This window comes from Hymenobacter sp. UYAg731 (genome assembly GCF_054061335.1).
This window is the reverse complement of the sequence record NZ_JBSSEC010000001.1, coordinates 724,379-745,229: the sequence shown is the minus strand read 5'-3', so window position 1 is coordinate 745,229 and position 20,851 is coordinate 724,379. Positions and strand designations below refer to the sequence as shown.

The 20,851-nt window shown below is 60.3% G+C and carries 21 protein-coding genes; 9 read left to right on the top strand and 12 right to left on the bottom strand.

Annotated elements, in window-relative coordinates; translation table 11 throughout:
• The first annotated feature begins 82 nt into the window (after positions 1-82).
• A complete protein-coding gene (locus ACVWYF_RS03215) occupies positions 83-943 on the top strand; it encodes a DUF2911 domain-containing protein (RefSeq protein ID WP_457064543.1) in 861 nt (286 codons plus the stop codon).
• Between the two features lie 89 nt (positions 944-1,032).
• Here the strand turns inward: ACVWYF_RS03215 and ACVWYF_RS03210 are convergent, their stop codons facing one another.
• The 8 genes from ACVWYF_RS03210 to ACVWYF_RS03175 all read right to left on the bottom strand — a co-directional run bounded on the left by ACVWYF_RS03210 (position 1,033) and on the right by ACVWYF_RS03175 (position 8,287).
• The gene (locus ACVWYF_RS03210) at positions 1,033-2,376 is read right to left on the bottom strand and encodes a T9SS type A sorting domain-containing protein (RefSeq protein WP_457064541.1); all 1,344 of its coding nucleotides are present in this window, start codon (positions 2,374-2,376) and stop codon (positions 1,033-1,035) included.
• Positions 2,377-2,451: 75 nt separating this feature from the next.
• A complete protein-coding gene (locus ACVWYF_RS03205; RefSeq protein ID WP_457064539.1) occupies positions 2,452-3,213 on the bottom strand; it encodes a slipin family protein in 762 nt (253 codons plus the stop codon).
• A 60-nt stretch (positions 3,214-3,273) separates the two neighbouring features.
• A complete protein-coding gene (locus ACVWYF_RS03200) occupies positions 3,274-3,816 on the bottom strand; it encodes a hypothetical protein (RefSeq protein WP_457064537.1) in 543 nt (180 codons plus the stop codon).
• A gap of 33 nt (positions 3,817-3,849) precedes the next feature.
• Positions 3,850-5,205 carry a M20/M25/M40 family metallo-hydrolase gene (locus ACVWYF_RS03195; protein WP_457064535.1) on the bottom strand — a complete coding sequence of 452 codons (1,356 nt, stop codon included), beginning with the start codon at positions 5,203-5,205 and terminating at the stop codon, positions 3,850-3,852.
• 211 nt (positions 5,206-5,416) lie between these two features.
• The gene (locus ACVWYF_RS03190; protein ID WP_457064533.1) at positions 5,417-6,346 is read right to left on the bottom strand and encodes an enhanced serine sensitivity protein SseB C-terminal domain-containing protein; all 930 of its coding nucleotides are present in this window, start codon (positions 6,344-6,346) and stop codon (positions 5,417-5,419) included.
• A gap of 231 nt (positions 6,347-6,577) precedes the next feature.
• The gene (locus ACVWYF_RS03185) at positions 6,578-6,979 is read right to left on the bottom strand and encodes a c-type cytochrome (RefSeq protein ID WP_457064531.1); all 402 of its coding nucleotides are present in this window, start codon (positions 6,977-6,979) and stop codon (positions 6,578-6,580) included.
• A 150-nt stretch (positions 6,980-7,129) separates the two neighbouring features.
• Entirely contained in the window at positions 7,130-7,825 is a 696-nt protein-coding gene (locus tag ACVWYF_RS03180; protein WP_457064529.1) for an SCO family protein, read from the bottom strand.
• Positions 7,826-7,831: 6 nt separating this feature from the next.
• Complete coding sequence (locus ACVWYF_RS03175) at positions 7,832-8,287, bottom strand: hypothetical protein (protein ID WP_457064527.1); 456 nt, start codon at positions 8,285-8,287, stop codon at positions 7,832-7,834.
• Between the two features lie 371 nt (positions 8,288-8,658).
• Between ACVWYF_RS03175 and ACVWYF_RS03170 the strand changes: the two genes are divergently transcribed.
• Positions 8,659-9,651, top strand: a complete 993-nt coding sequence (locus ACVWYF_RS03170) for an aldo/keto reductase (protein ID WP_457064525.1) — start codon at positions 8,659-8,661, stop codon at positions 9,649-9,651.
• Positions 9,652-9,849: 198 nt separating this feature from the next.
• Here the strand turns inward: ACVWYF_RS03170 and ACVWYF_RS03165 are convergent, their stop codons facing one another.
• Entirely contained in the window at positions 9,850-11,298 is a 1,449-nt protein-coding gene (locus ACVWYF_RS03165; protein WP_457064523.1) for a diadenylate cyclase, read from the bottom strand.
• 194 nt (positions 11,299-11,492) lie between these two features.
• On the opposite strand from ACVWYF_RS03165, the gene ACVWYF_RS03160 reads away from it, so the two are divergent.
• A complete protein-coding gene (locus tag ACVWYF_RS03160) occupies positions 11,493-11,753 on the top strand; it encodes a hypothetical protein (protein ID WP_457064521.1) in 261 nt (86 codons plus the stop codon).
• 117 nt (positions 11,754-11,870) lie between these two features.
• Here ACVWYF_RS03160 and ACVWYF_RS03155 read toward each other — a convergent pair whose 3' ends face one another.
• The 3 genes from ACVWYF_RS03155 to ACVWYF_RS03145 all read right to left on the bottom strand — a co-directional run bounded on the left by ACVWYF_RS03155 (position 11,871) and on the right by ACVWYF_RS03145 (position 15,704).
• On the bottom strand, positions 11,871-13,145 hold the full coding sequence (locus ACVWYF_RS03155) for an NAD(P)/FAD-dependent oxidoreductase (protein WP_457064519.1): 1,275 nt from the start codon (positions 13,143-13,145) through the stop codon (positions 11,871-11,873).
• A gap of 42 nt (positions 13,146-13,187) precedes the next feature.
• Positions 13,188-14,975, bottom strand: coding sequence for a chloride channel protein (locus ACVWYF_RS03150; RefSeq protein ID WP_457064517.1), 1,788 nt, complete (start codon positions 14,973-14,975; stop codon positions 13,188-13,190).
• Between the two features lie 186 nt (positions 14,976-15,161).
• The gene (locus ACVWYF_RS03145; protein ID WP_457064515.1) at positions 15,162-15,704 is read right to left on the bottom strand and encodes a TetR/AcrR family transcriptional regulator; all 543 of its coding nucleotides are present in this window, start codon (positions 15,702-15,704) and stop codon (positions 15,162-15,164) included.
• A 709-nt stretch (positions 15,705-16,413) separates the two neighbouring features.
• On the opposite strand from ACVWYF_RS03145, the gene ACVWYF_RS03140 reads away from it, so the two are divergent.
• The 6 genes from ACVWYF_RS03140 to paaD all read left to right on the top strand — a co-directional run bounded on the left by ACVWYF_RS03140 (position 16,414) and on the right by paaD (position 20,834).
• The gene (locus ACVWYF_RS03140) at positions 16,414-16,992 is read left to right on the top strand and encodes a TetR/AcrR family transcriptional regulator (RefSeq protein WP_457064513.1); all 579 of its coding nucleotides are present in this window, start codon (positions 16,414-16,416) and stop codon (positions 16,990-16,992) included.
• A 2-nt stretch (positions 16,993-16,994) separates the two neighbouring features.
• Positions 16,995-18,074, top strand: coding sequence for a 1,2-phenylacetyl-CoA epoxidase subunit PaaE (paaE, locus tag ACVWYF_RS03135; protein ID WP_457064511.1), 1,080 nt, complete (start codon positions 16,995-16,997; stop codon positions 18,072-18,074).
• Positions 18,075-18,134: 60 nt separating this feature from the next.
• Positions 18,135-19,085 carry a 1,2-phenylacetyl-CoA epoxidase subunit PaaA gene (gene paaA / locus ACVWYF_RS03130; protein WP_457064509.1) on the top strand — a complete coding sequence of 317 codons (951 nt, stop codon included), beginning with the start codon at positions 18,135-18,137 and terminating at the stop codon, positions 19,083-19,085.
• Between the two features lie 143 nt (positions 19,086-19,228).
• Complete coding sequence (gene paaB, locus ACVWYF_RS03125; protein ID WP_457064507.1) at positions 19,229-19,516, top strand: 1,2-phenylacetyl-CoA epoxidase subunit PaaB; 288 nt, start codon at positions 19,229-19,231, stop codon at positions 19,514-19,516.
• Between the two features lie 11 nt (positions 19,517-19,527).
• Positions 19,528-20,331, top strand: a complete 804-nt coding sequence (gene paaC, locus ACVWYF_RS03120) for a 1,2-phenylacetyl-CoA epoxidase subunit PaaC (protein WP_457064505.1) — start codon at positions 19,528-19,530, stop codon at positions 20,329-20,331.
• On the top strand, positions 20,325-20,834 hold the full coding sequence (paaD, locus tag ACVWYF_RS03115; protein ID WP_198070356.1) for a 1,2-phenylacetyl-CoA epoxidase subunit PaaD: 510 nt from the start codon (positions 20,325-20,327) through the stop codon (positions 20,832-20,834). The genes paaC and paaD overlap by 7 nt, the downstream gene beginning before the upstream one ends.
• Positions 20,835-20,851 lie beyond the last annotated feature (17 nt).

Sequence of the window (20,851 nt, the reverse complement as noted above, 5' to 3'; positions counted from 1 at the left end):
GCGGCGGGCTTGTTCGGTCGCGGCCGGGTTGGCGCGGCCCCACTGCCCGCAACCCCGGCGGTGAATCAGCATCTTTGCACTCATGAAACACGCCCTACACCTGCTCGCCGCTGGCCTGCTGCTCCCCCCCGTGGCCCAGGCCCAAACCAAGTTCCGCATTCCGCCGCTGAGCCCCACCACCCACATTCGCCAGGAATTTTCGACCTCGTACATCGACCTGACGTATTCGCGGCCCTCGCTGCGGGGCCGCACGGCCTTCGGGGGCGTGGTGCCCAACGGTACGGTGTGGCGCACGGGGGCCAATACCATCACCAAAGTGCGCTTCGGCGAGGAGGTAAAAATCAACGGGCAGGCCGTGCCCGCCGGTGCCTACGCCCTGCTCGCCATCCCGGATGCCAAGGAGTGGACCTTCATCCTGAACCGCGACACCGCCCAATGGGGCACCTACGAGTACAAGCAGGCCCTCGACGTGCTGCGCGTGAAAGCGAAGCCGATGAAGCTGGCCACCCCCGCCGAAACCATGAGCCTGACCGTGGAAAACCTCCGCCCCGCCTCCGCCGACCTCGTCATCACCTGGGACCGCACGCAGGTGGCGCTGCCCCTCACCGCCGACCCCGACCGCGTGGTAATGGGCCAGATTGAGCAGGCCATGAAGGGCGAAAAGAAGCCCTACGTCACGGCTGCGCAGTATTACTACAACACCGGCAAAGACCTCACGCCCGCCATCGGCTGGCTCGATGAGTACATCAAAGCCAACCCCAAAGAATACTATGGCTACTACTGGAAGGCCAAACTGCTGCAAAAGCAGGGCAAAAACCCGGAGGCCATCGCCGCCGCCAACAAGTCGCTGGAATTTGTGAAGGACGATAAAAACGAAGTGTCAAAAGCCGAATACATGCGCCTGAACCAGGAAGTGCTGGCCGCGGCGGGCGCGAAGAAGTAGCACCGCTGTTATCCTTCGCCGCGCTTCATAACGCCAAAAAAACGCCCCGTAGTAGCTACGGGGCGTTTTTGGTCAGTGTCATCTGGTGGTTATTGCACCACCACTTTTTGCCGGGCGGTGCCGCTGGCGGCCTGCACTTCGAGCACGTAGATACCGGCGGGCTCGCGGCTCAAGTCGAGGGCGAGGGGCGCGGCGCTGGTCCAGGCTTGCTGCTGCACCAGGCGGCCGGCCACGTCCAGCACGCGCACGGTGGCGGGGCCGGCCGTGGTGCGGGCCGCTTGAAGAGTGAAGCGCCCGCCCAGGGCCGGGTTGGGCGCTACCGTGAGGCTGGCTTGCAGGCTGGCATCGGTACGGGTGGCCAAGGCGGTGCCGCTGTAGCGGTTCACCACTCCGGTCACGCCCGTAGACTTAAACTGCAGGCCGGCTGACCAGCCCACCGTGGGACTCACAAACTCAGTGGTGATGTGGTTGATGGTGCTTTCGAGGGCTACCCAGGTCTGGCCGTTGTCGCGCGAGAAAGACGAGCCCTGGTCGCCGTTGGCCAGGTCGCTGCCAGCCGATACGTACTGGCTGGTGCCCGGCACTATGCTCAGGCCGGCCCCGTGTAGTGGGCCGGCGTAGGTCACCGGTATCCAAGTGGTGCCGCCGTCAGTGGTGCGGTAAAGCCCGTGGTTGGTTCCAGCGTCGTCCAAAGTGCTCAGCAGTCCGTTCTGGGCATCGCGGAAGGCGAGAGTGGCGTTAGAATTCAGGTTGGGGACGGCCGTGGCTACGGTCCAGGTCAGGCCTTTGTCCGGCGAGTGAAACACTCGCCCCTTCACGCTGACAAACCAGATGTCGTTACCTACCACCGCCGGCGGGGTGGGCTCCGGGAATTCTCCCACCTGGGCAGCGGGGCTGGTAGTTATCGGCGTCCAGGTGAGGCCGCCGTTGGTCGTGAGGTACATCTCCATTTGGCTGGAGCCGGGCAGCGGGTCGCCCACGGTTACACCCTCGGTAGCTGAGAAAAAGTGAATGAAGTCCGGGTAGCTTCTGGCGCTGGCATACACGCCGGCGTTGTTTTGGATGGTCCACGTCTGGCCGCCATCGGTGGTGCGCAGGATGCGCCCGCCCGCATTGTTGTTCAAAATCGTCGTAATCCAGGCCGTGGACGCACTAATGGCCGAGAGCCCGGTAAAATCCTCCGACGCACCGGCTTGTATTGGCAGGTTGCTTACGGTCCAATTCTGGCCGGCATTCACGGTGCGTGCCACCTGGGGCTGCAAATAGGTGGACCCAATGGCTGTGCCCACGGTCCAGGCAGTGTTCGCATCCACGGCATCAATGTAAAACGGCACTATATCGGCCGCGAAACCGACGGGTTGGCTAACCCATTGTGCCTGAGCGGTGAAACCCAGCAAGCACAAGCCGAGGCAGGAAAGGAGTTGTTTGTTCATAAAAAAAAGTGAAAAGGGTGAATTTGTCCCCTAAATAGAGAACAAATTCACCCTTTCGGTTGCCCGGAACCGCTATTATTTTTCTTGCTGGCTCACCATCTGCGAAAAACTCTTCGCCGCGTTGGTGAACTCCGACGGAATAAGCACCACCGTAGTCGTGTTATTATCGATGCCGATTTCCGATAGCATCTGCATTCGGCGCAGCTCCAGGGCGATGGGGCTTTTCTCCATTTCCAGTGCGCCCTGCGTGAGTTTTATCGAAGCCTCCAGCTCCGCCTCGGCCTTGATGATGCGGGCGCGTTTCTCCCGAATGGCTTCCGCCTCCCGCGCCATGGCTCGCTGCATGGACTCCGGGATTTCCACGTCCTTGATTTCGACCAGCTCAATCTTTACGCCCCAGGCCTCGGTGGCCGCGTCGACGATGGCCAGCAGCGCGGTGTTGATTTGGGCCCTTTCGCGCAGCACTTCATCCAGCTGGTTCTGCCCGATGATATTACGCAGCGCCGTAACCGACAGCTGGTAAACTGCTTGGTTGAAGTTGGCCACCTTGATAATGGCATCGGCCGGGTTCACCACCCGAAACCACAGCACGGCGTTCACCTTAATGGTCACGCTGTCTTTAGTAATGGTTTCCTGCTGCTCCAAATCCACGGTTTTGGTGCGGATGTCAATGGTCTGCTGGCGCTCCAGAAACGGAATTATCCAGTAGATGCCCGGTCCGCGCAGCCCCGTGAACCGGCCCAGCCGAAACACCAGCGCCCGCTCGTATTCCTGCGCCACCCGAATACCGGAAAGCAAAAGCGCTACAATGATGAGGAGAATGATTGTCAGCGACATGGTGTGTTGGTGTTGGTGAGGGTTTGGGGGGGGTATCGCTACGAGTTAGTATGTATTACATTACTTAACCGAAATGATTTCTCCTGTTTTATCTGTAATAACTCTTGCCTTTCCGGGCTTCATATTTTCTAAAATTTCGCCATCCTTAAACATGTGCTTCTTATCGACGGCATACTGGTAATGACCTTGAAATATTTTGAAAGTCTTGACATCGGCCTTATCCATTTTGATACATAGCATTCCTCCGCTTGTTGGTCGGTAGTAGTAAGCAAAACATTTGTCTTTGGCGTACCAACCATCAAGTGCGCAGAAGGTCAGAGGGTCAATATTCTGCGGTATTTTGCCATTGAAATACTCAAAAAATGACTCAGGGCCATCTGCGTCACGTTGAGCAAAAGTTCTTTCGTATAAATGCCCCGCTCTGTTTTTATAGAATTGTCCTCCAATTTTTATTAGTTTAGAACTGTCTGCTAAATCACGTTGCAATGCTTGTTCTGTCTCATGAGGCTTATCAAGTATCTCTATTTTCTTTTGGTCTGTTGACGAATTACAAGATGTAAGCCCTAATGATAGAATGATGGTAGCGCAAAAAGCATTTTCCATATTCGGACAAGTAAAAATGGCTGTTATTAAAACCTACCGCCCCACCACCGGCAGTACCGCCACGCTCTCGTGCCCGGCGGCGTCCACGCTCACCACGCCGAAAATGAAGTTGTCCTTGCTGATGGGAAAATCAGCCGTGAGGCCCGCAACAGGGAAGCGCTGCTGCCACTGCGGGGCGCTGGTTTCGCGCACTAGCACCACGTAGCCGCTGGGCTTGGGGCCGGCGGTGGGGGCCTGCCAGCGCAGCTCGGTGCGGTTGGTGAGGTTGGCGGTGAGGACTTCGACTTTGGCGGGGGCGGCGGGGGCCAGGGCCAGGCTAGCCATGGTGGCGAGGTTGATGCCAGCGTTGCGGCGCAGGTAGGCAAAATCCACGCCTTCGGTCACGTCGCCGTAGGGGCGGGTTTTTTCGGTGCGCAGGTCCTGGTGCTGGTGCGTGTAGTCCTCATTCATCTCGGTGAAGCGGACGGCGGCGAAGCCCTGCTGGTTGAAGGGCGTGTGGTCGCCGCCGCGCAGGAACCGGTCGGGGCGGTACTCCAGGGCCACTTTGTGGCCGCGACCGTAGAGTTGCGCGGTGCGCTGAATGTAGCGGGCCAACTGGCGGCTGGGCGCGTCGTTCTCGCTGCTGAGCTGGCGGCGGGTTCGGGCTTGCTCTGGCGTTTCGTTGGCCGGCACGCCTTCGCTGAACACCCGTACCTGCGTGGCATCGCTGATTTCGGGGTCGAAGCCGTGGGAGTTGCCCACGATGTCGTTGTTGAGCATCGCAATCAGGTTCCAGCCTTCTTTTTTGGCCCGCTCGGCGAGGTGGCCCGAGCCGTAGAGGCCCTGCTCTTCGCCCTGCACGGCCACGAACTTGAGGGTGCAGGGGAATTTCTGGCCGGCCAGCACGCGGGCCAACTCCATCACCAGCACGGTGCCGGAGCCGTCGTCGTTGGCCCCGGGGGCGTCGGCGGTGGCGTTCATCACGTCCGAAACGCGGGAGTCGATGTGGCCGCTCACGAGGATGATGCGCGTGTCGGTGGGGTCGGTGCCAGGCAGGGTGGCCAGCACGTTGGCCATCAGAACGGGCTTGTTGATGCGCTTGCCATCCGGCTTGATGGTGAAAGTGTCCATCTCGACGGTCATACGGCCGCCGCCGGCTTTGCTGTATTTCAGGAACTCATCGCGCACGTAGTTGCGGGCCGCGCCGATGCCGCGGGTGGGGCTCTGCGTGTCGCTCAGGGTATGGCGCGTGCCGAAGGACACCAACTTGCGAATGTCGGCTTCGAGGTTTTTGGCTGAGATGTCATCGACCAGCTTCTGAATGGCGGGGTCGGCGGGCGGAAGGAGTGGCGCGGGCTTTTGGGCGAGAGCGGCGAAGGGCGCGAGTAGTAGAAGTACGGCGAGTTTCATAAGGGGAAGGTAGGGCGGGAGTTGGTTTTGGAAATTAAATCAAGCCCCAGCGGGGTGACATATCGGTAGTAAAAGAAACGTAAATAATGAACAAAGCCCCAGCGGGGCGGCACTCGTTCAACGAATGTCGCCCCGCTGGGGCTCTATAAAGCTGCAGACATCAGTGTTACCACCGATATGTTGCCCCGTTGGGGCTCATTAATGGTCCTGCTTATTTCTGATAAAACGGCTCGATAGTGCGGAAATACGGGTTCACGCCCTCTTCCGAGTTCATGTCCAGCAGCATCAAATCGACGAACTGGTAGACGTTGGTTTTGCCTTCGAGCACGGGGCCGAGCTCCTGCATGAAGCTGGGGTCGGGGGTGCTGCTGATGAAGGCGAGGAGCAGGCGGGGCACATCGGGGTTGTTGGCCAGCTGCATCTGGGCCACGTAGGCGGCTTCGATGTGGGGCTGGGTGGCGGCCCAGGCGGCAATGGCGTCGGTTACGGCGGTGGGGGCTTCGGCGGGCTGGCTGAGCATCACCTCGGCATCGCCGCCGGCGGGCGAGAGCGGGCCGGTGAGCTGGCCGTTGAGCAGGGCCGCGAGCTCATCCTTGGGCAGGAGCTTGCCGGCGGGCGAGAAGGGGTTCAGCACGCAGTCCTGGCCCTGCACCATGTTGAAAAAGGCGTGGCCGGGGATGCGGACGTAGCTCACGAGGCCATTGTCCACGCCGCCATCGGTGAGGCGGGCGGGCGAGGAGAAGATGGGCAGCTTGCCGTCGTTCAGAATCTGGAGCTGGATTTCCTGGCCTTCGGCAAGCACGACTTCGCCGGTGGCGATGCTCTCGGAGGGAGCCAGAATCATCAGGATTTCTTCCTGCAACAGGGCCTGATAGAAGGCGGGGCGGGCGTTTTCATCGGTGGCGGCCAGCAGCAGGAGCTGCTCCAGTACGTTCTGAGGCTCGAAGGGGAAGGGCTCCGGCTCTGGCATCTGGAAGGTGGGCACGGCGGGCTCCGGCTCCACCGGGGCTGTGAATTTGGCCCCTTGGTAGCGGGGGCCGCCAGCGGGCTTTTCGGCCGGGGCCGATGGGGTGGCGGGAGCGGCAGGAGTGGCCGGCGTTTCGTCGCCGGGTTTGTTTTTGAGGAAGTCGAACAGGCCCATGGGGAATTCAGTGTTGCTGGTGGATTGGAGTGCAATCTACGGCGAAAAATGGGTTTTGAGAGGGTGGAATGGGGGCAGGGAAGGCATCAGAACGATTAAAAAGGCCGTCATGCTGAGCGCAGCCGAAGCATCTCTACCGCAACACCATCCCTTACGATTAGAATTAGTTGCGCGGTAAAGATGCTTCGACTGCGCTCAGCATGACGTTCCTTTTTCTTCTTGTTCGCCCACTCAATGGCACTTGTCAATCTGGGCCTGCACGTCATTGATGGTGCGCGGAGCCCCCTCGTTGCCCCAGTGACTTTCGATGTAGTTGAGCAGGTTGGTGAGTTGGGCGGGGCTCAGGCCCTTGTTGCTGGGCATGATGTTGTGGTAGCCGATGCCGTTGACGACGATAACCTCGTTCTGGCCGTTGCGGAGCAGGCAGGCCAGCTCGGCGCGGTGGTCCGTCAGGTAGTCGGCCCCGGCCAGGGGCGGGATGAGGCGGGCGAGGCCCTGGCCTTGGTCGCCGTGGCAGCTGGCGCAGTGCTGGGCGTAGAGCTTTTCGCCCTGGTGGCGGTTGTTGCTGAAGCAGCCGGGGAGGAGCAGGAGGAGCAGGAGGCCGGGTAGGAGGCGCAGGGGACAGAAGGGCATGTTATGGTACGGTCAGGAACAATACAAAAGAACGTCATGCAGAGCGCAGCAAAGCATCTTTACTGCGCAACGCAATCCAATCGGCTGGATTAGTGATAGCGGGCAAGATGCTTTGCTGCTCTCTGCATGATGTTCTATTTATTCCTGCTTCTACTTCCCGGCCACGCCCTTTTTGCGGCTGTCAATCTCGGCCAGCAGCACCGGAATTTCGTCGATGAGCCGCTGCACTTCCTTGGGGTTGAGGCTGTCGTAGAGGCCGCGAATTTGGCCCTGGTCGTCGACGAGGGCGAAGGTGCCGTTGTGGGCGAAGCCGCCGGGGGCCTGCTGGTCGGGCTGGGCGGCGGTGAAGTAGGCTTTGGCCAGCTGGAAGACGGTGTCTTTGGCGGTGGGCTCGCCGTGGGCGCCGGTGGTGGCGAAGTGCCAGCGGCTGGCATCGGTGATGCCCAGGCGCTGGGCGTAGTCTTTGAGGACGGGGATGGTGTCGTGGGCCGGGTCGATGGTGTGCGAGAGGATGCTCAGGCGCGGGTCCTGGCCGTATTTGGCGTACACCTTCAGCAGCTCGGCCTGCATTTTGGGGCAGATGCCGGGGCAGGTGGCGAAGAAGAAATCGGCGATGTAGGCGCGGCCGGCGAAGGTCTGGTTGGTGAGGGTCTGGCCGGCTTGGTCCACGAGGCGGAACCGAGGCACGGTGGCAAATACGGTATCGGCGGGGCCGCCGTCGGCGCGGGGGCGCACGTCGCGCTCGCCCATGATGGGCAGTTTGGCGGCTTCTTTGGGCGGCTCGGTGCAGGCGGTGGTGAGCAGGGTGGCGGCCAGCAAGGGCAGCAACAGCAGGCGGTTGAACATGGGGAGTTACTTGGAAATGGGCCGGACGTCGCCGGCGGCGGGGTGCGCGGTGGTGAAGCGGGTGGCCGAGTCGAGCGTGGCCTTGTACTGGCGCTGCACGGCATCGAGTACCTGCCGCTGCTGCTGGAAGTAGGCGAGGCGGGTGGCGGGGGCGGCCGTAGTGTCGGGGGCTTTGTACTGGTGCATCCAGCTACTCATGGCTTTATCGGCGGCCAGCAGGCCGTGGATGTAGGGCGCGGGGGCTTCAGAATGGTAGCCCGAGAGCTTGGCCTTGAACTCGTAGAGCTGGCTGGTTTGGGCCATCAGGGAGTCGTGCTGGTCCATGAGGGCCATTTCGGCGGCGCTGGCGGGCGAGGCGGGGCCGTTTTCGCTGATGGACTTGTTGGGGGAGGAGCAGGCGGCCACTACCGGCACGGAGGCCACTACGGCGGCACGGAGCGCATTTTTAAAGGAGCTTTTCACGGGTCAAAGGTACGGCCGGCGGCCATGAGGGAACGGTGAGGCGGGAGTTTGGAATGGTGATACTTGGATTTATTTGAGTGAATCTTGGATTAGGAAATCCGTGGCGGGAGGGAGGAAGGCCGGGGCGGCAGAGAGGGAAGCCGGGGCGGGAGGGGGGAACGTCATGGCGTAAGGGAGGAAGGCCGTGGCGTATGCGAGAAACACACGGGCGGGACCAGGGAACATCGTGGCGGCAGGGAGGGAAGCTGGGGCGGGACCGAGGAAAAAAGCGCGAAATCAAAAGCCGGAGTCAGCCGGTTTGGTTGTCCGGCGCGTATTGCCTTGCCGGGCATTGTCTGCGGTTCATAACCACTCAACTACTCTTTCGATTTATGAAAACCCGCCAACTGGGCCGCTCCGGCCTCACTGTATCGGCCCTGGGCCTGGGCTGCATGGGCATGTCCGACTTCTATGCCGGCCAAGACGATGCCGAAAGTACCCGCACCCTGTACCGCGCCCTGGACCTGGGCGTGACGTTCTTCGACACCGCCGACATGTACGGCCCCTTCAAAAATGAGGAACTGGTGGGCCGCGCCTTCAAGGGCAAGCGCGACCGCGTGATTCTGGCCACCAAATTCGGCATCGAGCGCGACCCCAACGACCCCACCCGGCGCGGCATCAACGGCCGGCCCGAGTACGTGAAATCGGCTTGTGAAGCCAGCCTCAAGCGCCTCGGTACCGACCACATAGACCTATATTACCAGCACCGCGTGGACCCTGCTACGCCCATCGAGGAAACTGTGGGGGCCATGAGCCGCTTGGTGGAGGAGGGCAAAGTGCGCTTCCTGGGCCTGAGCGAGGCCGCGCCGGCCACCGTGCGCCGGGCCGTGGCCGTGCATCCCATCGCGGCGCTGCAAACCGAGTATTCGCTTTGGAGCCGCGAGCCGGAGGACGAGATTCTGCCCACTATGCGCGAGCTGGGCGTGGGCTTCGTGCCGTATTCGCCGCTGGGCCGGGGCTTCCTCACGGGCCAGATTAAGCGCTTCGAGGACCTGGCCGAGGACGACTACCGGCGCCATACGCCCCGCTTCCAGGGCGAGAACTTCCAGAAAAACCTCGATTTGGTGGCCCGCATCAATGACTTGGCCAAGCAAAAGCACTGCACCGCCAGCCAGCTGGCCCTGGCCTGGGTGCTGGCCCAGGGCGAGGAAATTGTGCCCATCCCCGGCACTAAGCGCGTGAAATACCTGGAGGAGAATCTGGGCGCGCTGGAAGTGGAACTGACCAAGGACGAACTGGCGCAGCTCGACGAGATTGCGCCGAAGGGCAAGGCGGCGGCCGGCCTGCGGTACCCGGCGGCGATGATGGGCTCGGTGAACGGGTAGAACCACATTCCCCTCCTTACCAAGGAGGGAACGTTGCTGCGCCAGCAGCAACTGGAGTGGTGCCACCGGAGGGTGGCGTTGAACGAGGCGTGCAAGCATCGCCGGGCGATAAGTTCGGGTATCGTTCAACGACTTCAACCACCCCAGCTTGCGCTTCGCGCAATCGTCCCCTCCTCATCTGAGCAGGGGAGTGACGTTCTAGCTCGGCAGCAAGTCAATCCACCCGTCCTCGCTCACCACCACGGCCAGCACGGGGTACTTGCTGCTATGCACGTAGCGCAGGGCCCCGTTGTAGCGGGAGCCGCGGGAGGAGTCGCCTTTTTCGGTGGCTAGGCCGTCGAGGATTACGCCGATGGCGTGGCACATGGCATTGGGCTCGATGAGCACGGCCCCGTCGATGTTGGTGACGAGGCGCAGCACGGAGGGCGTCATGATGCGCGGCACCACGCGGAAGCTTTGGCGAGTGAGGCGCTTGGCCTCGTTGGCCGCCCCAGTGGTGATGACCAGGATGGTGCCATTGGGCTGGCTGGTGGCCTGCTGGGCTAGGTCCCAGAGGTAGCCGATGCTGTCGCGGTCCAGCGCGGGAAACACGATGCGGACGATGCGGGCGAAGTTATCGGCCGCTACCTGGCCCTGGGGCAGGCGGGGCGTGTTGCTCACCACGCGCATGAGGACGTGGCCGGCGTGGCTCACCTCCCAGCTGTAGTGGTTGGTGAAATGCACCGTCACGAGCGGCTCAAACTGCGAGTCGGACTCGGGCACGAGCTGGCCCAGGCCGAAGACGTGCGAGGCATCTGAAATCAGGGCGGTATGGCCCTCACTTAGCTCCAGCAGCTTGCGGATGGAGCGGTGGTCACGCATGGGCACGGGCGTTTCCAAGGTGAGCACGGGCACCACGGCCGGGTGCTGGCGGCGGCTCACCAGCATGGTGCCAATGCCCTCGTCGCCCTCGTGGCGCAGGGCGGCCACGCCGTTGCAGGCATCGTACAGGCCGTGGGTGCCGGCGGGGGCCACGCGCAGCATCAGCCGGCGGCCGGCCGAGCGGAGGACTTCGTTGTAGTCGCGGTCGAGGACGGGCTGGTCGTTATCGGCGGTGTCGGCTTCGCGCAGTGCGCGGGTGCAGTCGTGCATAAACTCCAGCACGGCCGCGTGGGGCAGGTTGGCGGGACGGCCCGCGCCGGGCTTGGGCAGGGCGTAGTAGTTATCGTAGCACTCCGACGAAAGCTGGAGCACCACCGTCACGAGGTAGCCCTGCAAGCTCACCGGCGTGGAGCAGAACGAGCGGCGGCTCTCGTGGCGGCTGGTGTTAAGGCTTTGCAGGGTGGTTTCGGTGGCCTGGCACAGCAGTTCGTACCAGTGCTGCTTCTCGAACCGGTCGTGGTCGTTGGGATGCAGGTGGTACACGGAGCCCTGGGGGCCTTTGTCGGCTTCGAGGGCCGTGGCTTTAAGTTTTATTTCGCGGAAATCAGATGGCGAGTAGCGCACCGAAGTAGGTTCCAGCACCACGGCGTCGGGCTCGTCGCCTTCCTTCGCCGAGGCGAAGCCTAACAGGAAAACCTCGGGCCGCAGGCTGCGGTCGAGGAGATTGAAAACCCCCTCGGCAAAGAGTTGGGCAGAAACGCGAAACAGACTTTGGTGTTCCCACATGGGCAAATACAGAACGGTCGGGTCCCGTCGCGGACCCGGCTTCGCCCCGAACTACGCAAAAAAAAGACGGATAGGGGTCGGCCGAAACAAATTTCCTGCCTAAGTGCTTCAAGGAGTTCTACGAAAGTCGTATCTTCGGTAGCACGCCGCCCGTGGTAGCCGCCTAGCCCTCACCTCTCCATCCTCGCAAGCCTATGCCTTTCATCGACATGCTTTTCGTGGTGGTGATAGCCATATCTTTTATTCCGATTCTGACCGGTTATTGCGCCGATAGTCGTGGTCGGTCGTTCTGGCTGTGGTTTGCGCTGGGTTGGCTGCTGCCGCTGGTGTCGTTCTTCCTGCTCTTTGCCCTAATTGCCCGCGACGAGCTGAATCCCGGCCGCCGCCTGCTCGGCGAAGCCCGCGAAATCCTGCGCGAAGCGGAGGAAAAGGCCAAAATCAGAACAAAGCTGTAAAAGGTATTTACAGTAGTGGCCACCTGCTGTAGCGACGCATACTTGCGTCTTGTCGTAGGGGTGCGTTAGGGTGATTCCGTTCAACGACGAGACGCAAAGATGCGTCGCTACATCGTGCTAACAGTCGCCTGAAAGCCAGCCTTCGCTAATGGCCCGCGCCACCCACGCCCCCGTACTAAAACAGCCCTGTAATAGGTAGCCGCCGGTAGGCGCTTCCCAGTCCAGCATCTCGCCGGCCACAAAAGTGCCGGGCCGCTGCCGCAGCATCAGGTGCTCATCCACGGCCGCGAAGGCAATGCCGCCCGCCGTGGAAATGGCTTCATCCAGCGGCCGCAGGCCCGATACGGGCAGCGGCAGGGCCGTGAGCAGCGCAGCCAGCGCTTCCGGATTCAGGGCCGCCTCGGGTACTACCTCGCGCAGCAGCGTGGGGACGGGCGGCCCTAGGTGCAGGGCTTTTTTCAGAAACTCAGGGAAAGAGGCCTTGCCGCGCGGCTGCCGGAGTTTCTGGCGGAGCGCGGCCGGGGGTAGGTCGGGCTTTAGGTTGAGGTGCAATACGGCCGGGCCGCCCGCCGCCAGCGCCGCTCGCACCTGCGGGGTGAGGGCGTATACCGGCGTGCCTTCCACGCCATAGTCGGTGAGCATAAGCTCGCCGCGTACGGCCGGGCCATCGTTCACGCGCAGGGCAATATTTTTGAGCGGAGCCCGGCCCACTTTTTCCCGGAAGAAGGCCGACCACGCTACTTCCGCGCCGCAGTTGGCCGGCGCGAAAGGTGCCAGCGACACGCCAATCTCCTGTAGCAGCGGCACCCACGCGCCATCGGAGCCGGTTTTGGCCCAACTCGCGCCGCCCAGCGCCAATACCGTGGCGGTGGGTTCGATGATGAGCTCGCGTCCCGCGTCGGTGCTTTCGTCGCGCAGGCGCAGGCCGGTGGCACCCGCAAAGCCCAGCCAGCGGTGGCGGGTATTGATTTCAACGCCCAGCTCGCGCAGCCGCCCCAGCCAGGCGCGGAGCAAATCGGCGGGCTTGTGCGCCGCTACCGGGAAGATGCGCCCGCTGGTGCCCACGAAGGTTTCGATGCCTAAATCAGCCGCCCAGGCCCGCAAGTCAGCGGCCGAAAAGTGTTGCAGCAACGTCCCGAAGCGGCTGCTTTCTGCTCCGTAGCGCTCGGCGAAGGGCGCGGCATCTTCCGCATTACTCAGGTTGAAGCCGCCGTGCCCGGCCACCAGAAACTTGCGGCCCACGGTAGCCTGCGCTTCAAAAAGCCGCACCTTCCAGCCGCGCTCGGCCAAGCGCTGGGCCGCCAGCAGGCCCGCCGGGCCGCCACCGATTATTGCTGCGCTTAATGGGAAATGAGGAATGAGGAATGAAGAATTAATGGCGGAGAGATGCAAATGAACAATCGCACAAAAGTAAATTCCTCATTGAGCGCAGCGTCAAGCTTCGCTCTCCTGGATAAGCTGTTTACGGTAGCGCGCCAGAATGGCCGATTTCAGGATGAAGCCCAGGTAGCGGCCGTCCTCCTCGCATACCGGTAGCGCCCAGGCCCCGTGGCGGTCGAGCATGCTCAATGTGTGCTCCAAATCATCGTTCGGACCTACCACGGCCGGGGCGGGCTTCATTAGCTCCCGCACGCTGGTGGTGGCATAGTGGGCATCATCAAAGAGCGCATCGCGCACCGAATCGAGGCTGACCACGCCCAGCAGCCGCCCCCCGGCCGCCACCACCGGAAACAGGTTGCGCGAGGAGTGCCGAAAAATTTCCACCAGTTCGCCCAGCGTCGTTTTGGGCCGCACGGGAATGAAATCGGTTTCGAGAAGCTTGCGCGGGTCCAGCTGGGCCAGCAGGCCGCGGTCGCGGTTGGCGTACACGTCCACGCCTTTGGCCGTGAGCTTGCGCGTGTACACGGAGTAGGGTTCGAAGTATTTGGTAATCAGGTAGGAGCTGCTCGATACCACCATCAGCGGCACAAACAAGGCGTAGCCCCCCGTGATTTCGGCAATGAGGAAGATGGCCGTGAGCGGCGCATGAATCACGCCGGCCATCATGCCGGCCATGCCCAGCACCACAAAATGCACCTCTGGAATATGCACCAGCCCGCTCAGATTGATGATTCGGGCAAAGAAAAACCCGGCCAGTGCCCCCGAAAACAGCGAGGAGCCAAACATGCCACCATTGCCGCCGCCGCCCACCGTAATGCTCGTGGCCACCACCTTCAGCATCATGCTGAACAGTACCAGCACCAGCAGCAGCCATGGGTTATTGTCCTGATAAACCGAGAAAATACTGCCGTCGGTAATGTTGTCGGCATGGCCGCGCAGCAGCAGCTCCACCGTGTTGTAGCCCTCGCCATAGAGCGTCGGGAACAGGAAAATGAGCCCGCCCAACGTAATGCCCGCCCCTAGCACTTTGCGCCAGTCCAGCCCCGGCCAGCGCTCAAAAAAGCGGTCGAACCAATAATAGGTCCGAATCATGTAAACCGAGAAAAAGGCCGTAAATAGCCCCAGCAGTACGTAAAACGGTACCGCATCAACCGGCCAGCTGGTGGTGATGAGCACGAACGGCTGCCCGGCATACAGGGCTTTCGAAATAACGGTGGCCGTGGCCGACGAAATCAGCAGCGGAATGAAATACTGCGCCGGCAACTCCAGCAGAATGGTTTCGACCGCGAACAGCACCCCCGCGATGGGCGAGTTGAAGATGGCCGCCACGCCCGCCGCCGCTCCGCAACCCGTGAGCAGCCGCCGCCGCCGCCGGTCCAGGTGCAGCACCCGGCCCGCGTTGGAGCCCAATGCTGCGCCCGTCACCGAAATAGGAGCTTCAGTACCCGCCGAGCCGCCAAACGTAACCGTAAAAAAGGCCGTGACCAGCTGGGAGTAGAGCTTGGAACGCGGAACCACGCTGCCTTCACGGGCGGTGTTGTAGATGATTGGCCCAATGCCGCGCCCCAGATTCCCACCCAGAAACAGCTTGGTGAAAAGCACCGTGAGCGCAATGCCGATGACCGGGTACACCGAAAGCGCAAACACCCGGTTGGGTTCCGAGATGCCCATGCGCAGCATTTCCTGGGCCCAATGCACCGAAGTTTTGAGCAGCACCGCCGCCAGGCCAGCCCCTGCGCCCACCAATACGCTCAGAATGAGCATATACATCCGCTCGCTGATGTGGCGTGCCCGCCAAACCAACAGCGGGCGCAACAAGCGGTGGACGGCGTGATGGGGCATGAGCAAGAAAAGCGGGCGGCACTTTTACCAACGCAAAATTGGGACCCGCAGATGTAAAAGGTCCGAATCCGACCCTGACCCGTCCTACCGGATACCTATTGCACCAAGAATTATTGGTGTAATAGATGCTAATAATCAGTTAATTGCGGGAGTGTTATTGAAAGCTTTGTTTTTTATCGCCCCCCATTATTTAGGGAGCGGCAATCCCTGCACATACGTCTTTTTGAGGTGTTCGCCCACGCGCAGCAGGCTTTCGTCGTGCTCATACAACAGGTTGCGCCACAGGCTTTGGATAAGCAGTAGCAGCCGCAACGTCATCATTTCCGGCTCATCGGTACCCAGTTGGATAAAGGCTTGCTTCAAAAGGCTGTCGATGGGACTCATGAAGCGCTGGAAATACTTCTGTACCAGCGGTTTGCTAAATTCCTTGTCCTGTACTTTCCAGAAATCGGGTTCGTCATGCACCAGCTTGTAGGGCAGGTCGATGGTTTTCTCAATCAGCGCCCGCGGGTCCTTCTCCGCAAGGATGCCCCGGTTGGCTTCCACAATGCGCTGGAAACCCTGCTTAATCAGGTATTCAAACAGCTTTTCTTTGCTCAAAAAGTATTTGAACAACAGAGCTTCGGAAACCCCGGCACTCTTCGCAATAAGCAGGGTGGAGGTATTGTCGTACCCTCGCTCACCGAAGAGTTGCAGGGCCGTTTGTTCGATTTTAGAATGACTGGTCATTGGCCAGACCGGATGAAGAGGATGAAAGCCCGAACCAATGGCTCTGGACTCAGGAAAATCGGTGCTTTTAGTAAAGTAACGCCAGCTACACGGGTTAAAGCGTCTATTGTTCAGATTACCCCCAAAAGGTACAGCCGGCTAAATCGAAATAGTTCGACTTAGCCGGCTGTAATAGGCTGATAAACGCGTTGTTGGAACCTTCTAGCGCGAAGGCAACGTCATTTTCAGCAAATGTTTCCAGACGGGGTGGGAGTTCATCTGGTTAAACAGAACGTGGGAATTTGGCTGCCTGGCAAACGGGTGAGATGTTGTTTAGCAGCACGACAAAGGTAAAGAAGATTTTTAGTTGTGAAATGAGTGTTAGCTCACTATCTGTAAGTGTTTACTCACCAAGTTGATAATGAGTTTAATAAATTACGCTAATTTGATTTAGATTTGGCGTCAGTCTGAATAAAATGGTTGGTAACCAGGTATGCAGGCAGCGTTGCGGCCAATAATTAAGCCGTTGCACACTCAGAAGTTAACGAAACCGGGGGTGACTAATAACGAACATTTGTTAGTTTATCAGGCTGCTGTACCTTTGCGCCACCTGATTCCCACCGTCTCCTGCTCTTTCCATGCTTTTCAATTCTGATATTGAGCAATTTGCGCTGTGTTGCAGCGGGACTGCCATGTTCGTGTGCATTAGTGGCACCTGCCTGCCCAGCGCATGAGCAAGAAAGTGAACAAGCGCCAGATTATCCTGGATGAAGCAGCTAAGCTATTCAAGCTGAAGGGCTTTGGCGGTACGTCGATGCGCGATTTGGCGGGCGAGGTGGGCATGGAAGCGGCCAGTATGTACAACCACATCAAGTCGAAAGACGAGATTCTGGAGCATCTGTGCTTTCACGTATCCAATACGTACATCGCGCAGCTGGCCGAGGTAGAGCGGATGCCCGGCTCGAACGGGGACAAGCTAAAGGAGCTGCTACGCCGACACATCAACCTGATGCTGGAAGACGGCGCGGCCGTGTCGGTGGCTAATAACGACTGGAAATATCTGACGGATAATAAGCTGGAGCAGTTCAAGGCTGCTCGCAAGCAGTACGAGAAGGGCTTCGCGGCACTGATTGAAAGCGGCATCGCGGCTGGCGAGTTTCGGCCCGTCAATGCCTCGGTGGCGCTCTTCACCATCTTGTCGGCGGTGCGGTGGGTGGAGCTGTGGTACCGGCCGGGCCGGGGCGTCACGGCGCAGGAGTTGGAGGAAGACATCATGGCCATTCTACTGAATGGCCTGGCAAAGAACTAAAAATGAGCCGTTTCCATAAAGTTAAAATCAAGCGCATTCAGCGGGAAACCCCGGATAGCGTCGTGGTATCGCTGGACGTTCCGGCGGAGCTGCGGGAGACGTTTGCCTTCACGCAGGGGCAGTATCTGACGTTTCGGCGCGAGCACGGCGGCGAGGAATTGCGGCGGTCGTACTCCATTTGCAGCAGCCCGCTGGAAGGCGAGTGGCAGGTGGCTATCAAGAAGGTGCCGCAGGGACGGTTTTCGTCGCTGGCCGTGGATGCTTTGCGGGTGGGCGAGGAACTGGACGTGATGCCGCCCGCCGGGCATTTCCACACGCCGTTGCACCCGGAGCAAGCCAAAAACTACCTGTTTTTCGCGGCAGGCAGCGGCATTACGCCGGTTTTCAGCATCATCAAAACGGTGCTGCTGACCGAGCCGGGCAGCCAGGTGACACTGGTGTACGGCAACCGGGGGCGCAACTCCATCATCTTTAAAGAAGGCATCGAAGGGCTGAAAAACCGGTTTCTGAACCGACTGAGCGTCTACCATGTGCTGAGCCGGGAGCAGGGCGAGTCGGACCTGTTATTCGGGCGCATCGACCAGGCGAAGGCCACGCAGTTTCTGGCGAAGATTGTGCCGGCTAGTCAGGTTGACGAGTGCTTTATCTGCGGGCCGGAGGACATGATAAATGGCGTGCGCGCCGCCCTGACGGAGGCCGGAGTAGCGCCGGATAAGATTCATTTCGAGATGTTTGGCTCGGCCAATGCCGGGGCGGGCGGCGCGGCTAAGCCCAAGCTGCCGCCCGTGGGCGAGGACGACAAGCACAGCCGCGTGACAGTGCAGCTCGACGGCAGCACCCGCGTGCTGGAGATGTCGTATTATGGCAATACCATTCTGGATGCGCTGCTGGAAACGGGCGTAGACGCGCCCTATTCCTGCAAAAATGGGATGTGCAGCACTTGCCGCGCCCGCGTGACGGCCGGAAAGGTGGAAATGGACGTAAACTACTCGTTATCGGATACCGAAGTGGCGAAAGGCTATGTGCTGACTTGCCAGGCCCGGCCCACCACCGAAACCGTGGCAGTGGATTTCGACCAGTAGCAATTGATAAAATTTCTTACTTTTAACTAACGATTGTTAGTTAAACATTGTTGAAAGCGCATGGAAACGTTAGAAATGACCCAGGAAGAGCAGTTTCAGGCCCGCATTGACGCCGATGTGCGCATCGAGCCAAAGGACTGGATGCCCGATGCCTACCGCAAAACGCTGATTCGGCAGATTTCGCAACACGCTCACTCGGAGTTGGTTGGAATGCTGCCGGAAGGCAATTGGATTACGCGGGCACCTTCGCTCAAGCGCAAGTCCATTCTGCTGTCCAAGGTGCAGGACGAGGCCGGTCACGGCCTCTACCTCTACAGTGCTGCCGAAACGCTGGGCACCACCCGTGACCAGATGCTGGCCGACCTGCACTCGGGCAAAGCCAAGTATTCCAGCATCTTCAACTACCCCACGCTGAGTTGGGCCGACATGGGCTGCGTGGGCTGGCTGGTTGATGGCGCGGCTATTCTGAACCAGGTGCCGCTGTGCCGCACTTCGTATGGGCCCTATGCCCGGGCCATGGTGCGCGTGTGCAAGGAGGAGAGCTTCCACCAGCGCCAGGGCTTTGAGATAATGCAGACGCTGTGCGAAGGCGCGCCCGAGCAGAAAGCAATGGCTCAGGAGGCCCTGAACCGCTGGTGGTGGCCCACGCTGATGATGTTCGGCCCGAAAGACGAAGACTCGCCCAACACGGCGCAGAGCATGAACTGGCGCATCAAACGATTCACTAACGACGAGCTGCGCCAGAAATTTGTGGACATGATGGTGCCCCAGGCTGAGTTTTTGGGCCTGACCGTACCCGACGAAAAGGTGCAGTGGAACGAAGCCCGCCAGGCCTACGACTTTGGCGACGTGAACTGGGACGAGTTCTGGGCCGTGGTGAAGGGCAACGGCCTGTGCAACCGCGACCGCCTCGGAGCCCGCGTGAAAGCGCACGAAGAAGGTGCCTGGGTGCGCGAAGCCGCCATGGCTCACGCGACCAAGCGCGCTGAGCGCGAGCTGGTAGCGGCCTAGTGCTGAGGTGAAATGACGAAATAGAACGTCATGCTGAGCTTGCCGAAGCATCTCTAACGCTTCGTTGCAATAGCATTGATTAGTTGAGCACGCGATATGCTTCGGCAAGCTCAGCATGACGTTCAGACAGAAAACCAATTAAGATGACTCAGTCCGAATGGCCTCTGTGGGAGGTCTTTATCCGCAGCAAGCAGGGGCTTGACCACAAGCACGTTGGCAGCCTGCACGCGGCCGATGCCCCAATGGCCATGCAGAATGCCCGCGATGTGTATACGCGCCGGCAGGAGGGCATCAGCATCTGGGTGGTGGAGTCGAAGCATGTCCATGCTTCCAACCCGGACGATGCGGAGGCCTTCTTCGACCCGGCGAATGATAAAGTGTACCGGCACCCTACTTTTTATCAGGTGCCGGATTCTATTAAACACATGTAATGCAGGGTGATATGCAGTTTGCTCCTTCTGAAAACCCGGCTTTGGCCACGTATGCGCCGGCAGTGCGGCAGCAGTTGTTCCAGTTTGTGCTGCAGTTGGCCGATACCAGCTTGATATTGGGCCACCGGCTAAGCGAATGGTGCGGGCACGGGCCGATTCTGGAGCAGGATTTGGCCATGGCCAACATTGCGCTGGATTTGCTGGGCGAAACCCGCAGCCTCTACCAATATGCCGCCGAACTGGAAGGGCAGGGGCGCACCGAGGACGACCTAGCCTATCTGCGCAGCGCCACAGAATACCGCAATCCCCTGCTGGTGGAGCAGCCCAACGGCGACTTTGCCGATACCGTGGTGCGGCAGTTCCTGTTCGATAACTTCCATTATCACTTCCTCAAACAGCTGCTGACCAATGCCGACGAGCGGATGGCGGCCATTGCCGAAAAGTCTTTGAAGGAAGCCACTTACCATTTGAAGTGGAGCTCGGAGTGGATAATCCGGCTGGGCGACGGCACCGAGGAAAGCCGCCGGCGCGTGAAGAAATCCATCGCGGAGCTGTGGCGCTTTTCGGGCGAGCTGACAACGCCTACGGCGTTGGAAAAAGCGCTGCAAATGGCTGGCCTGATTCCGGATTATGCCGACATTCAGGCCAGCATGACGGCTCACGCCGAACGCGTGATGGCCGAAGCTACGCTTGCTATTCCGCAACAGGTGTTCATGCTCACGGGTGGCAAAGATGGTCGTCACACCGAGCATCTGGGATACATTCTGACCGAGCTGCAGTATATGCAGCGCACCTTTCCGGGCCTGACATGGTAGCGCCTGCGCCCCCCATCGAAGCCCACATCTGGCAGTTGCTGGAGGAAGTGACCGACCCCGAAGTGCCGGTGCTCAGCATTCTGGACCTGGGTATCGTGCGGGCCGTGCGCGTGGAGGGCGAACAGATTACCGTGACCATCACGCCCACCTATTCGGGCTGCCCGGCCATGAATACCATTGCCACCGACATCCGGCTGCGGCTGCTGGCCGAAGGTTATACTAAGCTTACAATCAACAACCAGCTAAGCCCGGCCTGGACTACTGATTGGATGACCAAAGCCGGCCGCGAGAAGCTGGAAGCCTACGGCATTGCCCCGCCGATTGACGGGACGGCCAGCGGCCACGTCCTCAATTTATTCGGTAAGGAAACAGCCGTGCGCTGCCCGCTCTGCAAGTCGGAGCATACGCATCTGGTTAGCCAGTTTGGCTCCACGGCGTGCAAGGCGCTGTACCAGTGCGACGACTGCCGCGAGCCGTTCGACTACTTCAAATGCCATAGTTGAGTGTAGTGCGAACTTTA

What these genes read in the sequence shown, in the direction of transcription:
- paaB (WP_457064507.1), top strand. Translation starts at nt 19,229, where the DNA reads ATGACTCAGTCCGAATGGCCTCTGTGGGAGGTCTTTATCCGCAGCAAG.
- ACVWYF_RS03170 (WP_457064525.1), top strand. Translation starts at nt 8,659, where the DNA reads ATGAAAACCCGCCAACTGGGCCGCTCCGGCCTCACTGTATCGGCCCTG.
- ACVWYF_RS03185 (WP_457064531.1), bottom strand. Translation starts at nt 6,979, where the DNA reads ATGCCCTTCTGTCCCCTGCGCCTCCTACCCGGCCTCCTGCTCCTCCTG.
- ACVWYF_RS03200 (WP_457064537.1), bottom strand. Translation starts at nt 3,816, where the DNA reads ATGGAAAATGCTTTTTGCGCTACCATCATTCTATCATTAGGGCTTACA.
- ACVWYF_RS03215 (WP_457064543.1), top strand. Translation starts at nt 83, where the DNA reads ATGAAACACGCCCTACACCTGCTCGCCGCTGGCCTGCTGCTCCCCCCC.
- paaE (WP_457064511.1), top strand. Translation starts at nt 16,995, where the DNA reads ATGAGCCGTTTCCATAAAGTTAAAATCAAGCGCATTCAGCGGGAAACC.
- ACVWYF_RS03150 (WP_457064517.1), bottom strand. Translation starts at nt 14,975, where the DNA reads ATGCCCCATCACGCCGTCCACCGCTTGTTGCGCCCGCTGTTGGTTTGG.
- ACVWYF_RS03205 (WP_457064539.1), bottom strand. Translation starts at nt 3,213, where the DNA reads ATGTCGCTGACAATCATTCTCCTCATCATTGTAGCGCTTTTGCTTTCC.
- ACVWYF_RS03160 (WP_457064521.1), top strand. Translation starts at nt 11,493, where the DNA reads ATGCCTTTCATCGACATGCTTTTCGTGGTGGTGATAGCCATATCTTTT.
- paaC (WP_457064505.1), top strand. Translation starts at nt 19,528, where the DNA reads ATGCAGTTTGCTCCTTCTGAAAACCCGGCTTTGGCCACGTATGCGCCG.
- paaA (WP_457064509.1), top strand. Translation starts at nt 18,135, where the DNA reads ATGGAAACGTTAGAAATGACCCAGGAAGAGCAGTTTCAGGCCCGCATT.
- ACVWYF_RS03180 (WP_457064529.1), bottom strand. Translation starts at nt 7,825, where the DNA reads ATGTTCAACCGCCTGCTGTTGCTGCCCTTGCTGGCCGCCACCCTGCTC.
- ACVWYF_RS03190 (WP_457064533.1), bottom strand. Translation starts at nt 6,346, where the DNA reads ATGGGCCTGTTCGACTTCCTCAAAAACAAACCCGGCGACGAAACGCCG.
- ACVWYF_RS03165 (WP_457064523.1), bottom strand. Translation starts at nt 11,298, where the DNA reads ATGTGGGAACACCAAAGTCTGTTTCGCGTTTCTGCCCAACTCTTTGCC.
- paaD (WP_198070356.1), top strand. Translation starts at nt 20,325, where the DNA reads ATGGTAGCGCCTGCGCCCCCCATCGAAGCCCACATCTGGCAGTTGCTG.
- ACVWYF_RS03210 (WP_457064541.1), bottom strand. Translation starts at nt 2,376, where the DNA reads ATGAACAAACAACTCCTTTCCTGCCTCGGCTTGTGCTTGCTGGGTTTC.
- ACVWYF_RS03195 (WP_457064535.1), bottom strand. Translation starts at nt 5,205, where the DNA reads ATGAAACTCGCCGTACTTCTACTACTCGCGCCCTTCGCCGCTCTCGCC.
- ACVWYF_RS03140 (WP_457064513.1), top strand. Translation starts at nt 16,414, where the DNA reads ATGAGCAAGAAAGTGAACAAGCGCCAGATTATCCTGGATGAAGCAGCT.
- ACVWYF_RS03145 (WP_457064515.1), bottom strand. Translation starts at nt 15,704, where the DNA reads ATGACCAGTCATTCTAAAATCGAACAAACGGCCCTGCAACTCTTCGGT.